The organism is Methylobacterium sp. C1 (assembly GCF_001854385.1).
Taxonomy (GTDB): Bacteria; Pseudomonadota; Alphaproteobacteria; order Rhizobiales; family Beijerinckiaceae; genus Methylobacterium; species Methylobacterium radiotolerans.
Genome location: NZ_CP017640.1, coordinates 3,124,939 through 3,139,555, shown reverse-complemented (window position 1 = coordinate 3,139,555; position 14,617 = coordinate 3,124,939). Strand labels below are relative to the sequence as shown.

Below are 14,617 nucleotides of genomic sequence, written 5' to 3'. Positions count from 1 at the left end.
GAGGGAGAGAGCACCATGGCGGATCACGACCGGGCCGGACTCGACGGGCTGATCACGCCGCCCCTGTCGCGGCGGGGCTTCGTGATGACGAGCCTGATGAGCGGCCTGACGCTCGCGACCACCCGCGTCGAGGCCCAGGTGATCCACACGGACAGTGCGGGCATCGAGGCCGGCGAGGTGAAGATCCCGGCCGCGGACGGCCCGATGCCGGCCTACCGGGCGGTTCCGGAGGGCGCGGGCCCGTTCCCGATCGTCCTGGTGATCGAGGAGATCTTCGGCGTCCACGACTACATCAAGGACATCTGTCGCCGGCTCGCGAAGGCCGGTTACTGCGCCGTGGCCCCCGAGCTCTACGCCCGCCAGGGCGACCTCTCGACCATGTCGGATCCCAAGCAGATCATCCGGGACGTCATCGCAAAGACGCCGGACGCGCAGTGGATCGGCGATCTCGACGCGACGGTGGCCTGGGCGGCCTCCGCGGCGAAGGGCGACCCGAACCGTCTGGGCGTCATGGGCTGGTGCCGCGGCGGGCGCGACGCGTGGCTCTACGCGGCCCATCGTCGCGACCTGAAGGCGGCCGTGGCCTGGTACGGACCGATCGGCGGCGAGCGGACCGACATCCAGCCGCGCACCGCCGGAGACGTGGCGGCCGAGATCCACGCCCCGCTCCTCGCCCTCTACGGCGGGGCCGATGCCGGGATCCCCGTGGCGGCGGTCGAGGAGGCGCGCGACCGCGCCAAGGCGGCGGGCAAGAGTGTCGAGCTCGTGATCTACCCGGAGGCGCCGCACGGCTTCCACGCGGATTACCGTCCGAGCTACCGGCGCGAGGCCGCGGAGGATGGCTGGGCGCGCGCGCTGGCCTTCCTGAAATCGCACGGCGTCGGCTGAATAGACGCCTCAGGACGCCCGATCGAGCGCGTTCCGGGACGGCTGTGTTACCCAAGACACGGCCACAACTTCACAATCGTGCAAGGATCCAAGGAGGATCTGTGCCCGCGCGGGTCTGGCCCTTCGCGGCGCTCGGGCGTTGAACCGATCGAAGCGACCGCCGTTCAGCCCCTGTAGAGTGTCCTGGTCCATGAGCGATTCGGTACAGCCTGGCCAGAAGCCCGTGATCCTCGTCGTGGAGGACCAGCCCGACGAGCGCTTCCTCGCGGCCACGCTGCTGGAGGATACCGGCTTCACGGTGATCGAGGCCGAGACCGCCGACCGCGCCCTGGCCATCCTCAACGATCGCGCCGACGAAGTCAGCGTCGTCTTTTCGGACGTTCGCACCCCCGGGCCGATCGGCGGCTTCGAGCTCGCGCGGATCATCGGCGTCACCTGGCCGCGCGTGCGGGTCCTGCTGACTTCGGGCGATGCGGGCGACCAGCCGAGCGACCTTCGCGTCTCCGCCACCTTCATCCCGAAGCCCTGGCGCGCCGAGGACATTCTCGCCTGGGTGGAGCAGGCCGCGGGGCGGCCCTCCACCGGGTCCGGACCGTCCGTTATCGGACCGGGGGGCAAAATAATCCCGTCCGGTCTGGAAACCTGACGCGGCCCCACAGTTGTACGCCACTCCGGTGCGCGCCGCGCCCGGACTTGCGCAGTACAACTGATCCACGACGCCGCCATGAAGATCGTCTCAGCCAACCATGCCGATTCTCTCCGCCGGCCCGGCGCGCGGGATACGGTGGAATCCGCCGTTCTCGACACGGTTCGCGAAGGTCTGCTCACGGTCTACGGCGCCGCGGATGGCGACATCCCGGCCGAGTTGGCGGCCCTCGCGCAGCGGCTCGACCGCGCGGGTCCGTCGGCCTGCGGCCACGTCTAGGTCCCACCGCCGAGCTTGACGGGAGACTGGGACAGCGGGTCGCCAAGACGAGAGAATCTGCTATTCAGCGCTTTCTGACCTGCCGACGCAGTGCGTCTCTCAGTCGAGTCCTGGATGCGTCTCTCAGTCCTTCGCGGATCGTTCACAGCCGCCGCGATCATGACCCTGGCCGGTCTGGTGTCCGTTCAGGCGGCGACCCCGCCGGCCCAGCCCGCCGACGGTGCGGGCGGTGTCGGTGACCGCAAGGCGACGGTGACCAAGCGGCTTCTCGGCCGCGGCACGGCCTCCACCTACGCGTTCTACGCCGCGGGCGCGGCCCCCGAGGCGGGGCGGCCGGTCGCGATCTTTCTGCACGGGTGGGGTGCGGTCAATCCGCAGAGCTACGGCGGCTGGATCGACCATCTCGCGCGCCAGGGCTGGCTCGTCCTCTACCCGCGGTTCCAAGAGGTGAACCGGACCCGTCCGGCCGACGCGCCCGCCATCGCCGAGTCCCTGGTCAAGGCGGCCCTCGCCGAGATCTCGACGGACGGCGAGGCGAAGCCCGACCTCGGCCGCGTCGCGATGATCGGCCACCTGGCCGGGGCGCCGCTCGCCATGGATCTTGCGGCCGCCGCCAAGGCGCAGGGGCTGCCGGTTCCGAAGCTGATCTTCGCGGTCACGCCCGGCGGCATCGCCAGCGGGCCGAAATCCCGCGGTATCGCCCTCACCGACCTGTCGGCGATCGATCCCGCCACGCTGCTCGTGACCATGGTCGGCGACAAGGACACCCGGGCCGCCGATCTCGCGGCGAAGCGCCTCCTGCGCGAGGCGAGCGCCGTGCCGCTGGAGCGCAAGCTCTTCGTGCGGGCCCTCTCGGACGACCACGGCTTCCCGGCCCTGACGGCGACCCTGGCAGCCCCCGCGGGGGTCGACACCGCCTACGACGGCGGTGCCATCAAGCCGGGCCCGGAGCCGAAGGACGCGCCCAAGGACGCCGCGAAGCCGCCGCCGTTCCGCTGGTCCGCCGACATGGCGCTGTCCGGCGAGCAGCAGACCCTGGTCTCGCAGATCAACCTCGCCCGGGTCGACGCGCTCGATTACCTCGGGTTCTGGAAGACCTTCGATCTCGCCGCCGCCGCCGCCTTCGCCGGGTCGGACGCGACGGCGCTGAAGAACAATCCGCGCCTCGCCGACATGGAGCGCTGGAGCGACGGTTGGCCGGTGAAGCGGCTCGCCGTCGAGACGCCGCGGCCCACGCCGGCCGCGCAGGCCGGGACGCCGGCACCCGCACCCGCCGGCCGCAAGCGCTGAGATCGGCGACCGCGACAGCTTGGCCTTGGCGCGCGGCTTGCTAATCTCCCCCCGTCCGACACGGGAGGGAGATCATGCCCGAGTTCGTCGCCAGCCTGCTCGCCGCGGCCGCCTTCTGCCTGACGCTGCTCGCCCTGAACGCGCTGACACGGCTGCTGATCCAGGCGCATGTCGCCCCCTCGGATCTCGGCGAGAGCGGCTTGCTGCAGGTCGGCGGCGCGCTCCTGGTGGCCCGCGCGGCCTACCGTCGGGCACCCCGGCGCCACCCGGGCTGACGCTCAGCGCAGGAACGCGCCGAACGAGCGGGGGCCGTTGCCGGTCGGGATGGTCGCCAGCACCTTGAGCGTCTTCGAGTCGAGGATGCTCAGCGTGTTGTCGCCCCAGTTGGCGACGTAGAGGCGGCCGTCGGAATCCGCCGCGATCCCTTCCGGATGGTCGCCGACATCGACGTCCGCGATGGGCTTGAGCGTGGCGAGATCGAAGGCCGTGACGCTGCCGGCATACTGGTCCGTGACGAAGCCGCGCCCTCCCGCGAGGGCGATGACGTAGGGGCGGCGGCCGGTCGGGACGCGGCCGATCTCCCGCCCCGTCCGGAGATCCAGGACGGAGACGTCGTCGCCGGTGACGTTGGCCGTGTAGGCGCGCGCCGCCGCGGCATCGAGCGTGATGCCGAACGGATGCTGCCCCACCGGGATGACCTTGGTCTCCCGACGGGTCGCCGCGTCGACGACCGAGACCGTGTCGGCCTCGCGGTTGGCGACGTAGAGCGTCGCCCCGTCGGGGCTGACGGCGATTCCCGAGGGCGAGGCGCCCACCGCGATCTCGCCGTCCGGGACCAGCGCCCCGTCGCGCTCGGTCAGCACGAACAGGCGGTGCCCGTACCAGTCGGCGACGTAGACCGTGCCGCCGCGCGGGTCGGCCGCGACGCCGAGCGGGCCGCCGGGCAGCGGCACCTCGGCCAGGACCTTGCCGACATCGAGGTCGAGGATGGCGAGACCGTGCCCTTCCGGGCGCGTGACGTAGGCGCGCCGGCGATCGGGCGACAGCGCGATCCCGGCCGGGGCGCCGTCGACGGGGATGCGGCGCACCACCGTCCCGGCGGCCAGATCGACGATCTCGACCGCGCCGCCGAGCTGGGCGGTGACGATGGCCTCCCGGGCCGGTTCGGCCCGGGAGGCGGTCGCGACGAGGACGAGGCCGGCGGCGAGGGCCGCGCGGCCCCGAGCCGGGCTCACGAGCCCTTCTCGACCTTGGCCTTCAGGTTGGCGAGGCTCGCCTTGATCCAGTCGCCCACGCCCTTCTCGGAAGCCTCGTCGTTCAGATCCGGCGGCGGATCGTTGTTCATGTAGCCGCGATAGAAGGCGGCCTTCCACTCGACCTTCGACTTGGCGTTGCCCTCGGGCTCGACCGTGATCGTCGCCGAATAGTCGTTCGCCGGAAGATCCTTCACGTCAACTTTGTCGATGTAGTAGGAGAACATCTTGTCCTCCGGCTTGTACTTGTTGCTGGTCTCGGAGATCTGGTTTCCGTTCTTGAGCGTCAGCACGCGCTTGAACTTGCCGGCCGGGTCGCCGGTCAGCTCGGTCTTGGTCACGTTCTGCATCCAGTCGGCATTCTTCAGGTCGCCGACCACGGCCCAGACCTTGTCGGCGGGGGCGTTGATCTCGATCGACTCGGTGATCTTGCGCCGGGTCGGCCCGTGGGCCTGCGCGGTCGCCGCCACCAGGGCCGCCGTGGCCGCCAGGGCCAGGGTGATTTTCTTCATCTTGTCCTTCTCCTCCCGCCCTCAGCGGTCGTCGCGATCAAGGACGCGCGCCTCGGGGCCGAGCGCCGCCGCGACCTTGTCCTCGATCCAACCCCAGGCCTCGCGCTCGCGCGGTCCCGCGGTCTTGCCGATGGCGATGGCGAGGTAGGCCATCTCCGTCAACACCTTCTCGGGCTCCAGCATGTGGAGCCGGGTCGAAAGAATGGCGGCCTCCAGGACGGCCGCCTGCGCGCGGTTATAGCCGATGAACGGCGCGTGCGCGGCGCTGTGGACCATCCGGCCGCGGAAGCGCGGCCGGGTCTCGTGGGCCTCGACGGAGGCGACCGCGAACTCCGCGTGGCCGAAACTGTCGGCGAGGCGGCGGCCCTCGATCGCCGCGCACGGCAGCGTCGGCCATTCGCGCCGGCCCGTCACCGCGCCGGCGATCACCCGGATGTCGCGCGGGCTCGAGGCCGCGAAGCAGGGATTGGCCTCCAGGTTGGCGATGGTCGGCGACGGCCGGAACGGCGCGAGGACGTAGCCCTCCGCCTCGCCGATCAGCCCGAACGGGACGAGGTGCAGCTCCCCCGACGGGGACAGGGTCGTGACGACGGTCTCGAGGATCAGCGGCATGGCCTCACGCCTTGTCGGCGGGGACGAGACGCCCGCAGACCAGCTTGGCCGGCGGGTCCTGCGGGCCCTCGGGCGCGCCCGCGGCGCGCGCCTCGCCGTCCGGGATCGTCTCGGGCGCGGTCGCGCCGGCCTCGGGCCCGACCAGGCGGGCGTCGCGCGTGCCGGGCGCCGGCGCGTCGGGTCCGGAATGGCGGGTATGGCCGGCCTTCTTGAAGGCGGTGGCATCCTCGACATCGGCGTCGGCCGCGCAGCCCCAGTCGAGCGCCTCGTCCTGGACGTAGCGCTTGCCGAGGCGCCACGCCGTCTCGGCCTTGGCGAGTTCGGCGCCGAGGTAGAAGGCGTGGGCGCCGTCGCTCGCGACGTCGAGTTCGGGGAAGAAGGCCATCGCGTCGGTGCCGACCCTGTGGATGTCGCGGTTGTAGAGGTGGATCCCGTCCTCGGCGATCACGATCCGGTAATTCGGGTCGCGCACCTCGGCGGCCGCCTGGGCGATCTCGTCGGCGGTCTGCACGAACGGGCGCTTGTCGTGGAGGGCGAGCAGCGCCCGGCCGTAGCCCTTCGGCAGCGCCGAATCGGCTTTTGCCGCGTACATGACCCGCCGGGCGGCGTCGTGCTCCTCGACGGTGCGGCGGGTGTGGTTGGAGACCTGCACGATCAGCGCGTTGCGGATCGACAGTTCCGAGCACATGCCGACGAGCAGCGCGGTGACGCCGAGGGAGTCGGCCTCGGTCAGCTCGGTCAGGTTGCCGGTGCCCATCATCATGTCGATATCGGGCCAGCGGGCGCGGGTGTCGCGGTAGCGCGCGATCGAGTCGACGAAGCCGTGGTGGATCGGCTCGAGGATCGGGTCCGCCATGAACGGACGCCCCGCCTTGAGCATGCGCTCGATCGCCCGATCGAGGGAGGGCAGGTCGTCGGGCCGCATCGGCACGAGGATCGGCACCGCGTCGGTCTCGAAGGCGAGATCGAGGGTCTCCTCGTTCAGGCTCAGCAGGAAATCGGCGCCGGCGCCGGCGCCCCGGACCAGTTCCTCGCTCGAGAAGGAATCGACGCTGACCTTCAGGCCGGCGCCCTTCAGCGCGCGCACGGAATCCTCGAGGTGCGGGAACGGGGTATCGGGCAGCCCGCCGAGATCGATGACGTCCGCGCCGCGCCCGGCGAGATCGAGCCCCTTGGCGAGGATCTGGTCGACGCTCATCTTCGACGCGTCCACGATCTCCGAGAAGATCCGGAGGTCGTGCCGGGACAGGTCGACCTTGCGGGCGGTCAGGCCGAGCCAGGCCGGCAGGTCGACCACCTCGTCGGGTCCGCGCTCGACCGGGACGCCGAAATGCGCCGCGAGATGCTCGGGATTCGCCCGGCACCGGCCCGGCAGGACGATCCGCGTGGCGCCCTCGGGCAGGACGACCCGCCTGCGGATGATCTCCTCGGTCATCAGCGCCGCGACCTTCACCCCCGCATCCGCGATGCTCCAGCGCAGCGTCTGAGGGAGCCCCGCCGCGACCTTCTCGAGCCGCGCCCGGGCGAGACGGCCGGTCACGAAGACGATGTGCTCGGGGGTGCTCACGCGGCGGCCCTCGTTTCGACCGCGACGCGGCGGTGCGGTCCCCAGATCTCGATCGTCCCCCCGTATCCCGCTGCGAAGCCGGGGAAGGCGGCGTCCACGATCCCGTCCCGCGCCAGCGCGGCCGGGTCGAGGCCCGGCGGCGCGTCGACGGATTTCACCAGGGCGCAGCGCTCCGCCCGGACCCGCGCGGCGAGCCAGAGGGCGAGGCTGTCCGAGGTGACGTCCCACGTCTCAGGAATGTCCGGGTGGCCGGCCCGGAGCGCGCGCGGGTTCCAGATCCGGATCCGCGCGGGCGCGGCCTCCGCCCAGGGCTCCAGGCTCTGCACCAGCCGCGGCTCGATCCCGCGGAAGATGCCGGCCGCGTCGCTCATGGCGTCGAGCGCCCGGCGATGGGCCTCGGCGTCGCCGAAGCGCTCCCGCGCCTGCGCGGCCCGGACGGCGTCCGCGAAGGCGCCGCCGCCCGGCACCACGATGCAGCGACCGTGCGCGCCGTCGCCGATCGCCTCCAGCAGGGCGCGGCGGCGATGCGGATCCGCCTCGAGGCTGCCGCCGATCTTGACGACGGTGGTCACGCCGCGTCCTGCCGGCTCGGACGCAGGGCGCGCAGCGCCTCGGCCACGCGCAGGGGATCGATGCCGTTGCGGCGGTCGAAATCCCGGCACAGGCCGCCGCGGAAGCCGAGGTAATCCGGCCGGTGCGCGCAGAGGCCCGCAATGTCGATCACCCGGAGCGACCCGGCGAGGCCGCTCATCAGGCCGTGCGCCCGGCAGGCGGCGGTGAAGGCCGAGAGATCGGAGGGCGCGGCCAGATCCGGCAGGCGGGCGCCGGTCTTGCCGGCGGTGTCGATCATGGCGCCGGCGAAGCCGGCCGCCGCGAGGGCGGGCACGTGCCGGGCCGCCGGCCCGTCCTCGGCGAACAGCACGGCGATCAGCCGGCCCGGCGCGGCCGCGACCCGATCCGCCAGGGCCGACGCGTCCCGGAGCTCGGCCGGCGCGAGGCCGACCTTCACCCAGTCGACGCCGGTCCGCGCCAGGGCGGCGACGGACTCGGCCGCCGGATCGGCCACCGCGCTCGTCGCGGCACCGCCGGACACCCGGGCGACGATCTCCCGCACGACGTCCTCATCCAGGGCGCCGAGCGCCCCGCGCTCCGGATCCTTGGCGTCGATCAGGTCGGCGCCGGCGAGGCGGGCGGCCTCGGCCTCGGCCGGGTCGCGGACGCTGACGAGGAGCCGGGGCAGTGGGTGTTGCGGGATGGAGGACGCGGACACGAAACACTCGGACTTGAACGGGCGGTCTCAAGACTTCCCGGGCAGCGGCTCGGCGAGCAGGCGGTTCTTCACCACCCAACGCATCGCGTGCGCCCAGGTATCGTCGGTGTCGGCCCGGATCGTCACCTGCCCGCCGCGCACCACCTTGCCGGTATCGGCCTCGGCGATCGAGACGCTCAGGTTGAAGATCTGACCGGACCCCTTCTCCACATAACCGGTCACGACGAGGTCCGCACCCAGGCTCTTGGCGATGTCCGCCGCGCACCCGTTGCATTTGAACAGCGGGCCCTCCTTCGCCACGACGTCGGCCTTGGGCGCGGTGTCGACGATCTCCAGCCCGGCCTTGTCGCGCAGGGCGTTGCGGAGTTCGTCGGTGACGAGGGTCAGTTTCCGGGCATCCACCGGCCGCGTCCGGGTGCCGTAGGAGGCGCCGGGATCGAACAGCTCGACCGGGAACACGGCGGCCTTCTCGCCGGCGCTGGCCGCGCCGGGCAGGGCGGCCCACAGGGCGACGACGCTGCAGGCGAGCGCGGCGCGGAGAGACGTGTGGCGCATCGGCGGGAGCTTCCTCTCGAGGCGTTCGACCGCCCGAGGCGGCGGCATCGTTCCCGCCATAGGTCGGGCGAAGGGACAATTTGGCAATGTACTTCCGCGCCCGCCTATCCCACGACGGTAACGTGAACGTCGGGACGACACGCCGCGGTTGAGCGGCCTGAGCGGAAGCTGATAGAGGCCGCCCACATGCACCATCCTGCACCCGACACGGCCCTCCGGCCCACGACGCGCCCGTCCTGGCTGCGCGCCGCCGCCGTCGCGCTGGCCCTCGCTCCGGCGGCGGCGCGGGCCGAGGATCCGGCGCCGGCCGCGGCGGCGCAACCGGCCCAGCCCGCCGCTCCGCAGGCGCTCGAGACCCGTATCGGCCTGATCTACCGGCCGCAGCCCGCGCCCTCCTCGTACGATGCCGAGGCGGCGCCGGAGGACGAGGGCCTGGCCGGCGCCAAGATGGGCATCACGGACAACAACACCACCGGCCGCTTCACCAAGCAGACCTACGTCCTCGACGAGGTCGCCCTGACCGACGACAGGCCGGACGCCGTGGCGGCCGCCAAGGATCTGATCGGCAAGGGCGTGCGCTACCTGGTCCTGGCGCTGCCCGCCGACGCCGTCCTGGCCGTGGCCGACGCCGTCAAGGATTCCGGCGCGGTCGTCCTCAACGCTGGGGCGCCCGACGACCGCCTGCGCGGCGCCGAGTGCCGCGCCAACGTGTTCCACATCCTGCCGTCGCGGGCCATGCTGACGGACGCCCTGGCGCAGTACCTCACGGTGATGCGCTGGCGGAAGCTCTTCCTGATCGTCGGCCCGACGGACGCCGACAAGGCCTACGCCGACGCGATGCGCAACTCGGCGCGGAAGTTCGCGCTGAAGATCACCGCCGAGAAACCCTGGACCTTCGGTCCCCTCGCCAAGGCGCGCGGCGACACGCCGACCCGGGCGGAGGCCATGGTCTTCACCCGGGGCCTCGACTACGACATGGCCATCGTGGCCGACGAGGAGGGCGACTGGGGCGACTACGTTCCCTACCGCACCGTCGACCCGCGGCCCGTCGGCGGCACCCAGGCGCTGACGCCGACGACCTGGTCGCCCGTGCTGGAGACCTGGGGCGCCGCGCAGGCCCAGAACCGGTTCCGGCGGCTCGCCTCGCGGCTGATGCGCCCGCTCGACTACCAGGTCTGGGCGGCGGTGCGGACGGTGGGCGAGGCCGTGACGGCCAAGAAGACCAACGACCCCGCCGTGATCGCCCCGTACCTCGTCGAGCCCGCCTTCACGCTGCCGGCCTACAAGGGCGTGCCCCTGAGCTTCCGGCCCTGGGACCACCAGCTCCGCCAGGCGATCATCGTGGTGCAGCCCAAGGCGCTGGTCTCCGTCGCGCCCGAGCAGGGGTTCCTGCACCAGCGCACGCCCCTCGACACGCTGGGCGTCGACCTCCCGGAGACCACCTGCAAGTTCAAGTGAGCCCGGGGCCTGCGGCGATGGCGAGCGGCCAGGGCCCTCGCAACGCGCGGGAATCGCACTACAAACGTCCCCCGAGAATGTCCGTCCAGGACGCCGGGCCGTCGCAAGGGAAGGAAGTCGTATGAGCCGCCGCGTCGAGGCATGTCTGACTGGGGTCGCCCTCGGTGCGTGGTTCGCCCTGTGCGGGCCGGCCGCGGCCTTCACCGCCTATGTCACCAACGAGAAGGGCAACTCGGTCAGCGTCATCGACACCGCCACGATGGCCGTGACGGCGACGTGGAAGGTCGGGCGGCGCCCGCGCGGCGTGACCGTCTCCAAGGACGGCAAGGAGCTGTTCGTCTGCGCGAGCGACGACGACCGGATCGACGTGCTCGACACGAGCACCGGCAAGGTGGTGCGCTCGCTGCGCTCCGGGCCGGATCCGGAGCAGTTCATCCTCGACGCCTCCGGAAACCCGCTCTACGTGGCCAACGAGGACGACAGCCAGGTCACGATCATCGACATCGAGAAGAACAAGGTGCTCGCCGAGGTGCCGGTGGGCGTCGAGCCGGAGGGGATGGGCCTGTCGCCGGACGGGAAGATCCTCGTCAACACCTCCGAGACGACCAACATGGCCCACTTCATCGACACCAAGACCTTCCAGGTCATCGACAACGTGCTGGTCGACGCCCGGCCGCGCTTCGCCGAGTTCACCGCCGACGGCAAGTACCTGTGGGTCTCGGCGGAGGTCGGCGGCACGGTGAGCGTGATCGACGTCGCCCAGCGCCGCGTGATCAAGAAGATCACCTTCAAGATCCCGAGCGTGAACGACGAGGCGATCCAGCCGGTGGGGATCCGGATCACCAAGGACGGTACCAAGGCCTTCGTGGCGCTCGGGCCGGCGAACCGCGTCGCCGTGATCGACGCCAAGACCTACGCGGTCGAGAAGTACCTGCCGGTCGGCCAGCGCGTCTGGCAGCTGGCCTTCACGCCGGACCAGAAGCAGCTGTTCACCACGAACGGCACCTCCAACGACGTCTCGGTGATCGACGTGGCCGCCGAGAAGGTGGTGAAGAGCATCCCGGTCGGGCTCCTGCCCTGGGGCGTGGCGATCTCGCCGAACTGATCCGCGCGACCTCCGGGCGCCAAGCGAGGACGGCCGCGCGCGAAGCGGCCCTAGGGTGGAACACGACATGACGCGCATGTTTCGAACGGCGGCCCTCGGCCTGGCAGGGCTGCTCGCCGCGGCACCGGCCAGTGCCCTCGACCTGACCAAGAAGCGGGAGAACCTGCCCGACCTCGTCCTGGGCGACGATCAGGGCAACGACTTCGTGGTCGAGAACAAGGACATCACGCTGGAATCCGGCAAGGCCTATCGCCTGCGGATCGTCGCCAAGGGGCGCCAGGAATACAAGTTCTACGCGCCGGAGTTCTTCCGCTACATCTGGTTCAACCAGATCGTGATCGAGCACAAGGAGATCCACGGCGGCGGGCCGCCCGATCACCTGGAGTTCGACGATCCCGGCGAGATCGCCATCGAGTTCGTCGCGATCAAGCCCGGCACCTACACCTGGTCGGTGCACGGCCTGGAGGCCAAAGGCATGACCGGCACGCTGACGGTGAAGTGATGCGCGCCCTCCTGCTCTCCGCCAGCCTGCTCGCCGCCGGTCCGGCCCTCGCGGCCGACGATGCCTCCTCCTGCGCCGAGGGCATCACGATGATCCGCGACGCGCTCGCCCTGAACCCGCCCGAGACGGCGGTGCCGAAGCTCAAGAAGGCCCTGCGGGTCGCGGAGCGGGAGCAGAAGGAGGGCGAGTTCGACGAGTGCCTCGACGCCGTGACCGACGCCCGGAAGGTCCTGGGCCGATGAGCGCGTCCGAGTCGGCGGCCCTCCTGATCGAGCATGTCGGCCACCGGTTCGGCGCCCGCGCCGCGCTGGACGACGTCTCGATCACGGTGGAGCGCGGGCACTTCGCCGCGCTGCTGGGGCCGAACGGCGCCGGCAAGACGACGCTGTTCTCGGTCATCACCCGGCTCTACAACAACCAGACCGGACGGGTCTCGATCTTCGGCCACGCCCTCGATCGCGAGCCGTCCCGGGCGTTGGCGCGGCTCGGCGTCGTGTTCCAGGCCCGGACGCTCGACACCGACCTCACCGTGGAGCAGAATCTCCTCTACCACGCGAGCCTGCACGGCATCGCCCGCGGCGCCGCCAAGGGGCGCGTCGGCGCGCTGCTCGACCGCGTCGGTCTGGCGGACAGGCGCCACGACAAGGTGCGCACGCTCTCGGGCGGCCAGTCGCGCCGGATCGAGATCGCCCGCTCGCTGATCCACCGCCCCGACCTGCTGCTCCTCGACGAGCCCACCGTCGGCCTCGACCTCGAGTCGCGGGCCGACATCGTGGCGATCGTCCGCGCCCTGGTGCGCGAGGAGGGATTGTCGGTGCTCTGGGCGACCCACATCTTCGAGGAGATCGCGGACGACGACGACGCCGTGGTGCTGCACCGGGGCCGGATCGTCGCCCGGGGCCGGGCCGGCGGGATCGGCCGGCCGGGCGAGGCGCTCGCCGACGCGTTCCGGCGCCTGGTCGCCGAGCCGGGGAGGGCGGCGGCATGACCAATCCGACATCCTACGCCACCCGGATCGGCGCGGCCCCGCCACGCGGTCAGGCGGAGCGGATCGGGCGCCTCGACGCGGTCGGCTACCTGATCTGCCTCGGCGGCATCGTCCGCCGCGAGCTGCTGCGCTTCTTCCATCAGAAGGAGCGGTTCTTCTCGGCGCTGGTCCGGCCGCTGGTCTGGCTGTTCATCTTCGCGGCGGGCTTCCGCAACACGCTCGGCGTGTCCATCGAGCCGCCCTACCAGACCTACGTGCTCTACGAGGTCTACGTGGTGCCGGGCCTCGCCGTGATGATCCAGCTGTTCAACGGCATGCAATCGTCGCTGTCCATGGTCTACGACCGCGAGGTCGGCTCGATGAAGGTGCTGCTCACCTCGCCCTATCCGCGGTGGCTTCTCCTGCTCGCCAAGCTGATCGCCGGCGTCGCCGTCTCGATCGTGCAGGCCTACGCCTTCCTGGCCGTGGCGTTCTTCTGGGAGAGCGACATCCCCTGGCTCGGCTACCTGACGGCCCTGCCGGCCTTCCTGGCCACCGGCCTCATGCTCGGAGCGATCGGGCTGTTCCTCTCCTCGCTGGTCCGCCAGCTCGAGAACTTCGCCAGCGTGATGAACTTCGTGATCTTCCCGATGTTCTTCGCCTCGTCGGCCCTCTACCCGCTGTGGCGGATCCGGGAATCCTCCGAGACGCTGTACTGGATCTGCCAGCTGAACCCGTTCAGCCACGCGGTCCAGCTCGTCCGCTACGCGCTCTACGTCCAGTTCGAGCCGGTCGCCTGCGCCGTGGTGGTGGGCGTGGGGCTCGCCTTCTTCGGCATGGCGGTGGTCGCCTACGACCCCGGCCGTGGCATCATGGCCCGGCGCGGCGGCCCGGCCGGCGACAACACCTGATGGAGTCCGCCCAATGAACGTCCTCCTGACCCGCATCCTCGGCCCGGCGCTGGGGCTGGCGCTCCTCGCCGGTCCCGCCCTGGCCCAGCCGAAGCCGGATCCGGACTGGCCCTGCGTCCAGCGCAAGGTCGCGACCCTGAGCCCCGGCCAGTTCTGGACCGGCCCCGACGTGGAGGCGGCCGGCGACTGGGGCAGCGACAACGACGCCGCCGCCCTGGCGCAGAAGATCGCGTCCCGCCGCACGGACCTCTCGCAGGTCGGACCGCTCCTCGACACGTTCGCGCAGAAATTCGGCTCCGACAAGGACGCGAAGGACAAGGCCCTGACGCGCGTCTACGCGGGCGTGTTCGAGGTGCTGAACGGCGAGCGCAACAAGGTGGTCGGCGGCATCGCCCGCTACGCGCAGGGCCAGCGCCGGATGGCCGAGCGGATCCGCGACGAGGCCGATAAGATCAGCCAGGTCAAGGACGCGCCGAGCGCCTCTGACGCGACCGAGCTCCCGAAGGACCAGTCCGAGCTGGAGACGAAGTTCGCCTGGGATCGCCGGATCTTCCAGGAGCGGAGCCAGTCGCTGACCTATGTCTGCGAGGTTCCGCAGCTGCTCGAACAGCGGCTCGGTGAGATCGCGCGCCTGATTCAGGCTCGCCTGTGACCTGCGCCGGCCGTCATTGCCAAATTATCCCGGTCGGGTTGCCAAAACATCCCTAAGTGGCTGAAATCTTTACCGAAACTGTTGCTGTTTAACCACGTGACGCCGCGTTCGGTCGACGCGGGCCGGAAATGAGGCCGAAACGCGTCTCAC

At 71.3% G+C, this 14,617-nt stretch carries 19 protein-coding genes; 12 read left to right on the top strand and 7 right to left on the bottom strand.

What is annotated here, in order from left to right:
* The first annotated feature begins 15 nt into the window (after positions 1–15).
* The 5 genes from BKE41_RS14615 to BKE41_RS14595 all read left to right on the top strand — a co-directional run bounded on the left by BKE41_RS14615 (position 16) and on the right by BKE41_RS14595 (position 3,378).
* A complete protein-coding gene (locus BKE41_RS14615; RefSeq protein WP_012319686.1) occupies positions 16–888 on the top strand; it encodes a dienelactone hydrolase family protein in 873 nt (290 codons plus the stop codon).
* 190 nt (positions 889–1,078) lie between these two features.
* Positions 1,079–1,534, top strand: a complete 456-nt coding sequence (locus tag BKE41_RS14610) for a response regulator (RefSeq protein WP_012319685.1) — start codon at positions 1,079–1,081, stop codon at positions 1,532–1,534.
* Positions 1,535–1,612: 78 nt separating this feature from the next.
* Positions 1,613–1,813 carry a hypothetical protein gene (locus BKE41_RS14605; protein WP_070999676.1) on the top strand — a complete coding sequence of 67 codons (201 nt, stop codon included), beginning with the start codon at positions 1,613–1,615 and terminating at the stop codon, positions 1,811–1,813.
* 114 nt (positions 1,814–1,927) lie between these two features.
* A complete protein-coding gene (locus tag BKE41_RS14600) occupies positions 1,928–3,103 on the top strand; it encodes an alpha/beta hydrolase (RefSeq protein WP_012319683.1) in 1,176 nt (391 codons plus the stop codon).
* 74 nt (positions 3,104–3,177) lie between these two features.
* Positions 3,178–3,378, top strand: coding sequence for a hypothetical protein (locus tag BKE41_RS14595; protein ID WP_012319682.1), 201 nt, complete (start codon positions 3,178–3,180; stop codon positions 3,376–3,378).
* Between the two features lie 3 nt (positions 3,379–3,381).
* On the opposite strand, the gene BKE41_RS14590 is transcribed toward BKE41_RS14595, so the two are convergent.
* Genes BKE41_RS14590 through BKE41_RS14560 form a run of 7 tightly spaced genes read right to left on the bottom strand, consistent with a single transcriptional unit; the run spans position 3,382 to position 8,872 of the window.
* Positions 3,382–4,338 carry a YncE family protein gene (locus BKE41_RS14590; protein ID WP_012319681.1) on the bottom strand — a complete coding sequence of 319 codons (957 nt, stop codon included), beginning with the start codon at positions 4,336–4,338 and terminating at the stop codon, positions 3,382–3,384.
* Entirely contained in the window at positions 4,335–4,868 is a 534-nt protein-coding gene (locus BKE41_RS14585; RefSeq protein WP_012319680.1) for an SRPBCC family protein, read from the bottom strand. The genes BKE41_RS14590 and BKE41_RS14585 overlap by 4 nt, the downstream gene beginning before the upstream one ends.
* A gap of 21 nt (positions 4,869–4,889) precedes the next feature.
* Positions 4,890–5,480: a DUF447 domain-containing protein gene (locus BKE41_RS14580; RefSeq protein WP_012319679.1), complete on the bottom strand. Its 591-nt coding sequence runs from the start codon at positions 5,478–5,480 to the stop codon at positions 4,890–4,892.
* Positions 5,481–5,484: 4 nt separating this feature from the next.
* Positions 5,485–7,047, bottom strand: coding sequence for a DUF6513 domain-containing protein (locus BKE41_RS14575; protein WP_029361497.1), 1,563 nt, complete (start codon positions 7,045–7,047; stop codon positions 5,485–5,487).
* Positions 7,044–7,619 (bottom strand): uridylate kinase, encoded by a 576-nt coding sequence (locus BKE41_RS14570; RefSeq protein ID WP_012319677.1) that lies wholly within the window; start codon positions 7,617–7,619, stop codon positions 7,044–7,046. Before BKE41_RS14570 ends, BKE41_RS14575 begins: the two co-directional genes overlap by 4 nt.
* Positions 7,616–8,317, bottom strand: a complete 702-nt coding sequence (locus BKE41_RS14565) for a (5-formylfuran-3-yl)methyl phosphate synthase (protein ID WP_070999674.1) — start codon at positions 8,315–8,317, stop codon at positions 7,616–7,618. Before BKE41_RS14565 ends, BKE41_RS14570 begins: the two co-directional genes overlap by 4 nt.
* 27 nt (positions 8,318–8,344) lie before the next feature.
* Positions 8,345–8,872 (bottom strand): DUF3280 domain-containing protein, encoded by a 528-nt coding sequence (locus BKE41_RS14560; RefSeq protein ID WP_012319675.1) that lies wholly within the window; start codon positions 8,870–8,872, stop codon positions 8,345–8,347.
* Between the two features lie 186 nt (positions 8,873–9,058).
* On the opposite strand from BKE41_RS14560, the gene BKE41_RS14555 reads away from it, so the two are divergent.
* The 7 genes from BKE41_RS14555 to BKE41_RS14525 all read left to right on the top strand — a co-directional run bounded on the left by BKE41_RS14555 (position 9,059) and on the right by BKE41_RS14525 (position 14,467).
* On the top strand, positions 9,059–10,330 hold the full coding sequence (locus tag BKE41_RS14555) for an ABC transporter substrate-binding protein (RefSeq protein ID WP_024829745.1): 1,272 nt from the start codon (positions 9,059–9,061) through the stop codon (positions 10,328–10,330).
* A 121-nt stretch (positions 10,331–10,451) separates the two neighbouring features.
* Positions 10,452–11,435, top strand: a complete 984-nt coding sequence (locus tag BKE41_RS14550) for a YVTN family beta-propeller repeat protein (protein ID WP_012319673.1) — start codon at positions 10,452–10,454, stop codon at positions 11,433–11,435.
* A 67-nt stretch (positions 11,436–11,502) separates the two neighbouring features.
* Positions 11,503–11,937 carry a hypothetical protein gene (locus BKE41_RS14545; RefSeq protein WP_012319672.1) on the top strand — a complete coding sequence of 145 codons (435 nt, stop codon included), beginning with the start codon at positions 11,503–11,505 and terminating at the stop codon, positions 11,935–11,937.
* Positions 11,937–12,179, top strand: a complete 243-nt coding sequence (locus BKE41_RS14540) for a hypothetical protein (protein ID WP_012319671.1) — start codon at positions 11,937–11,939, stop codon at positions 12,177–12,179. Before BKE41_RS14545 ends, BKE41_RS14540 begins: the two co-directional genes overlap by 1 nt.
* Positions 12,176–12,925: an ABC transporter ATP-binding protein gene (locus BKE41_RS14535; protein ID WP_012319670.1), complete on the top strand. Its 750-nt coding sequence runs from the start codon at positions 12,176–12,178 to the stop codon at positions 12,923–12,925. Before BKE41_RS14540 ends, BKE41_RS14535 begins: the two co-directional genes overlap by 4 nt.
* A complete protein-coding gene (locus BKE41_RS14530; protein ID WP_012319669.1) occupies positions 12,922–13,815 on the top strand; it encodes an ABC transporter permease in 894 nt (297 codons plus the stop codon). Before BKE41_RS14535 ends, BKE41_RS14530 begins: the two co-directional genes overlap by 4 nt.
* 13 nt (positions 13,816–13,828) lie before the next feature.
* Positions 13,829–14,467: a hypothetical protein gene (locus BKE41_RS14525; RefSeq protein WP_070999672.1), complete on the top strand. Its 639-nt coding sequence runs from the start codon at positions 13,829–13,831 to the stop codon at positions 14,465–14,467.
* Positions 14,468–14,617: the final 150 nt, after the last annotated feature.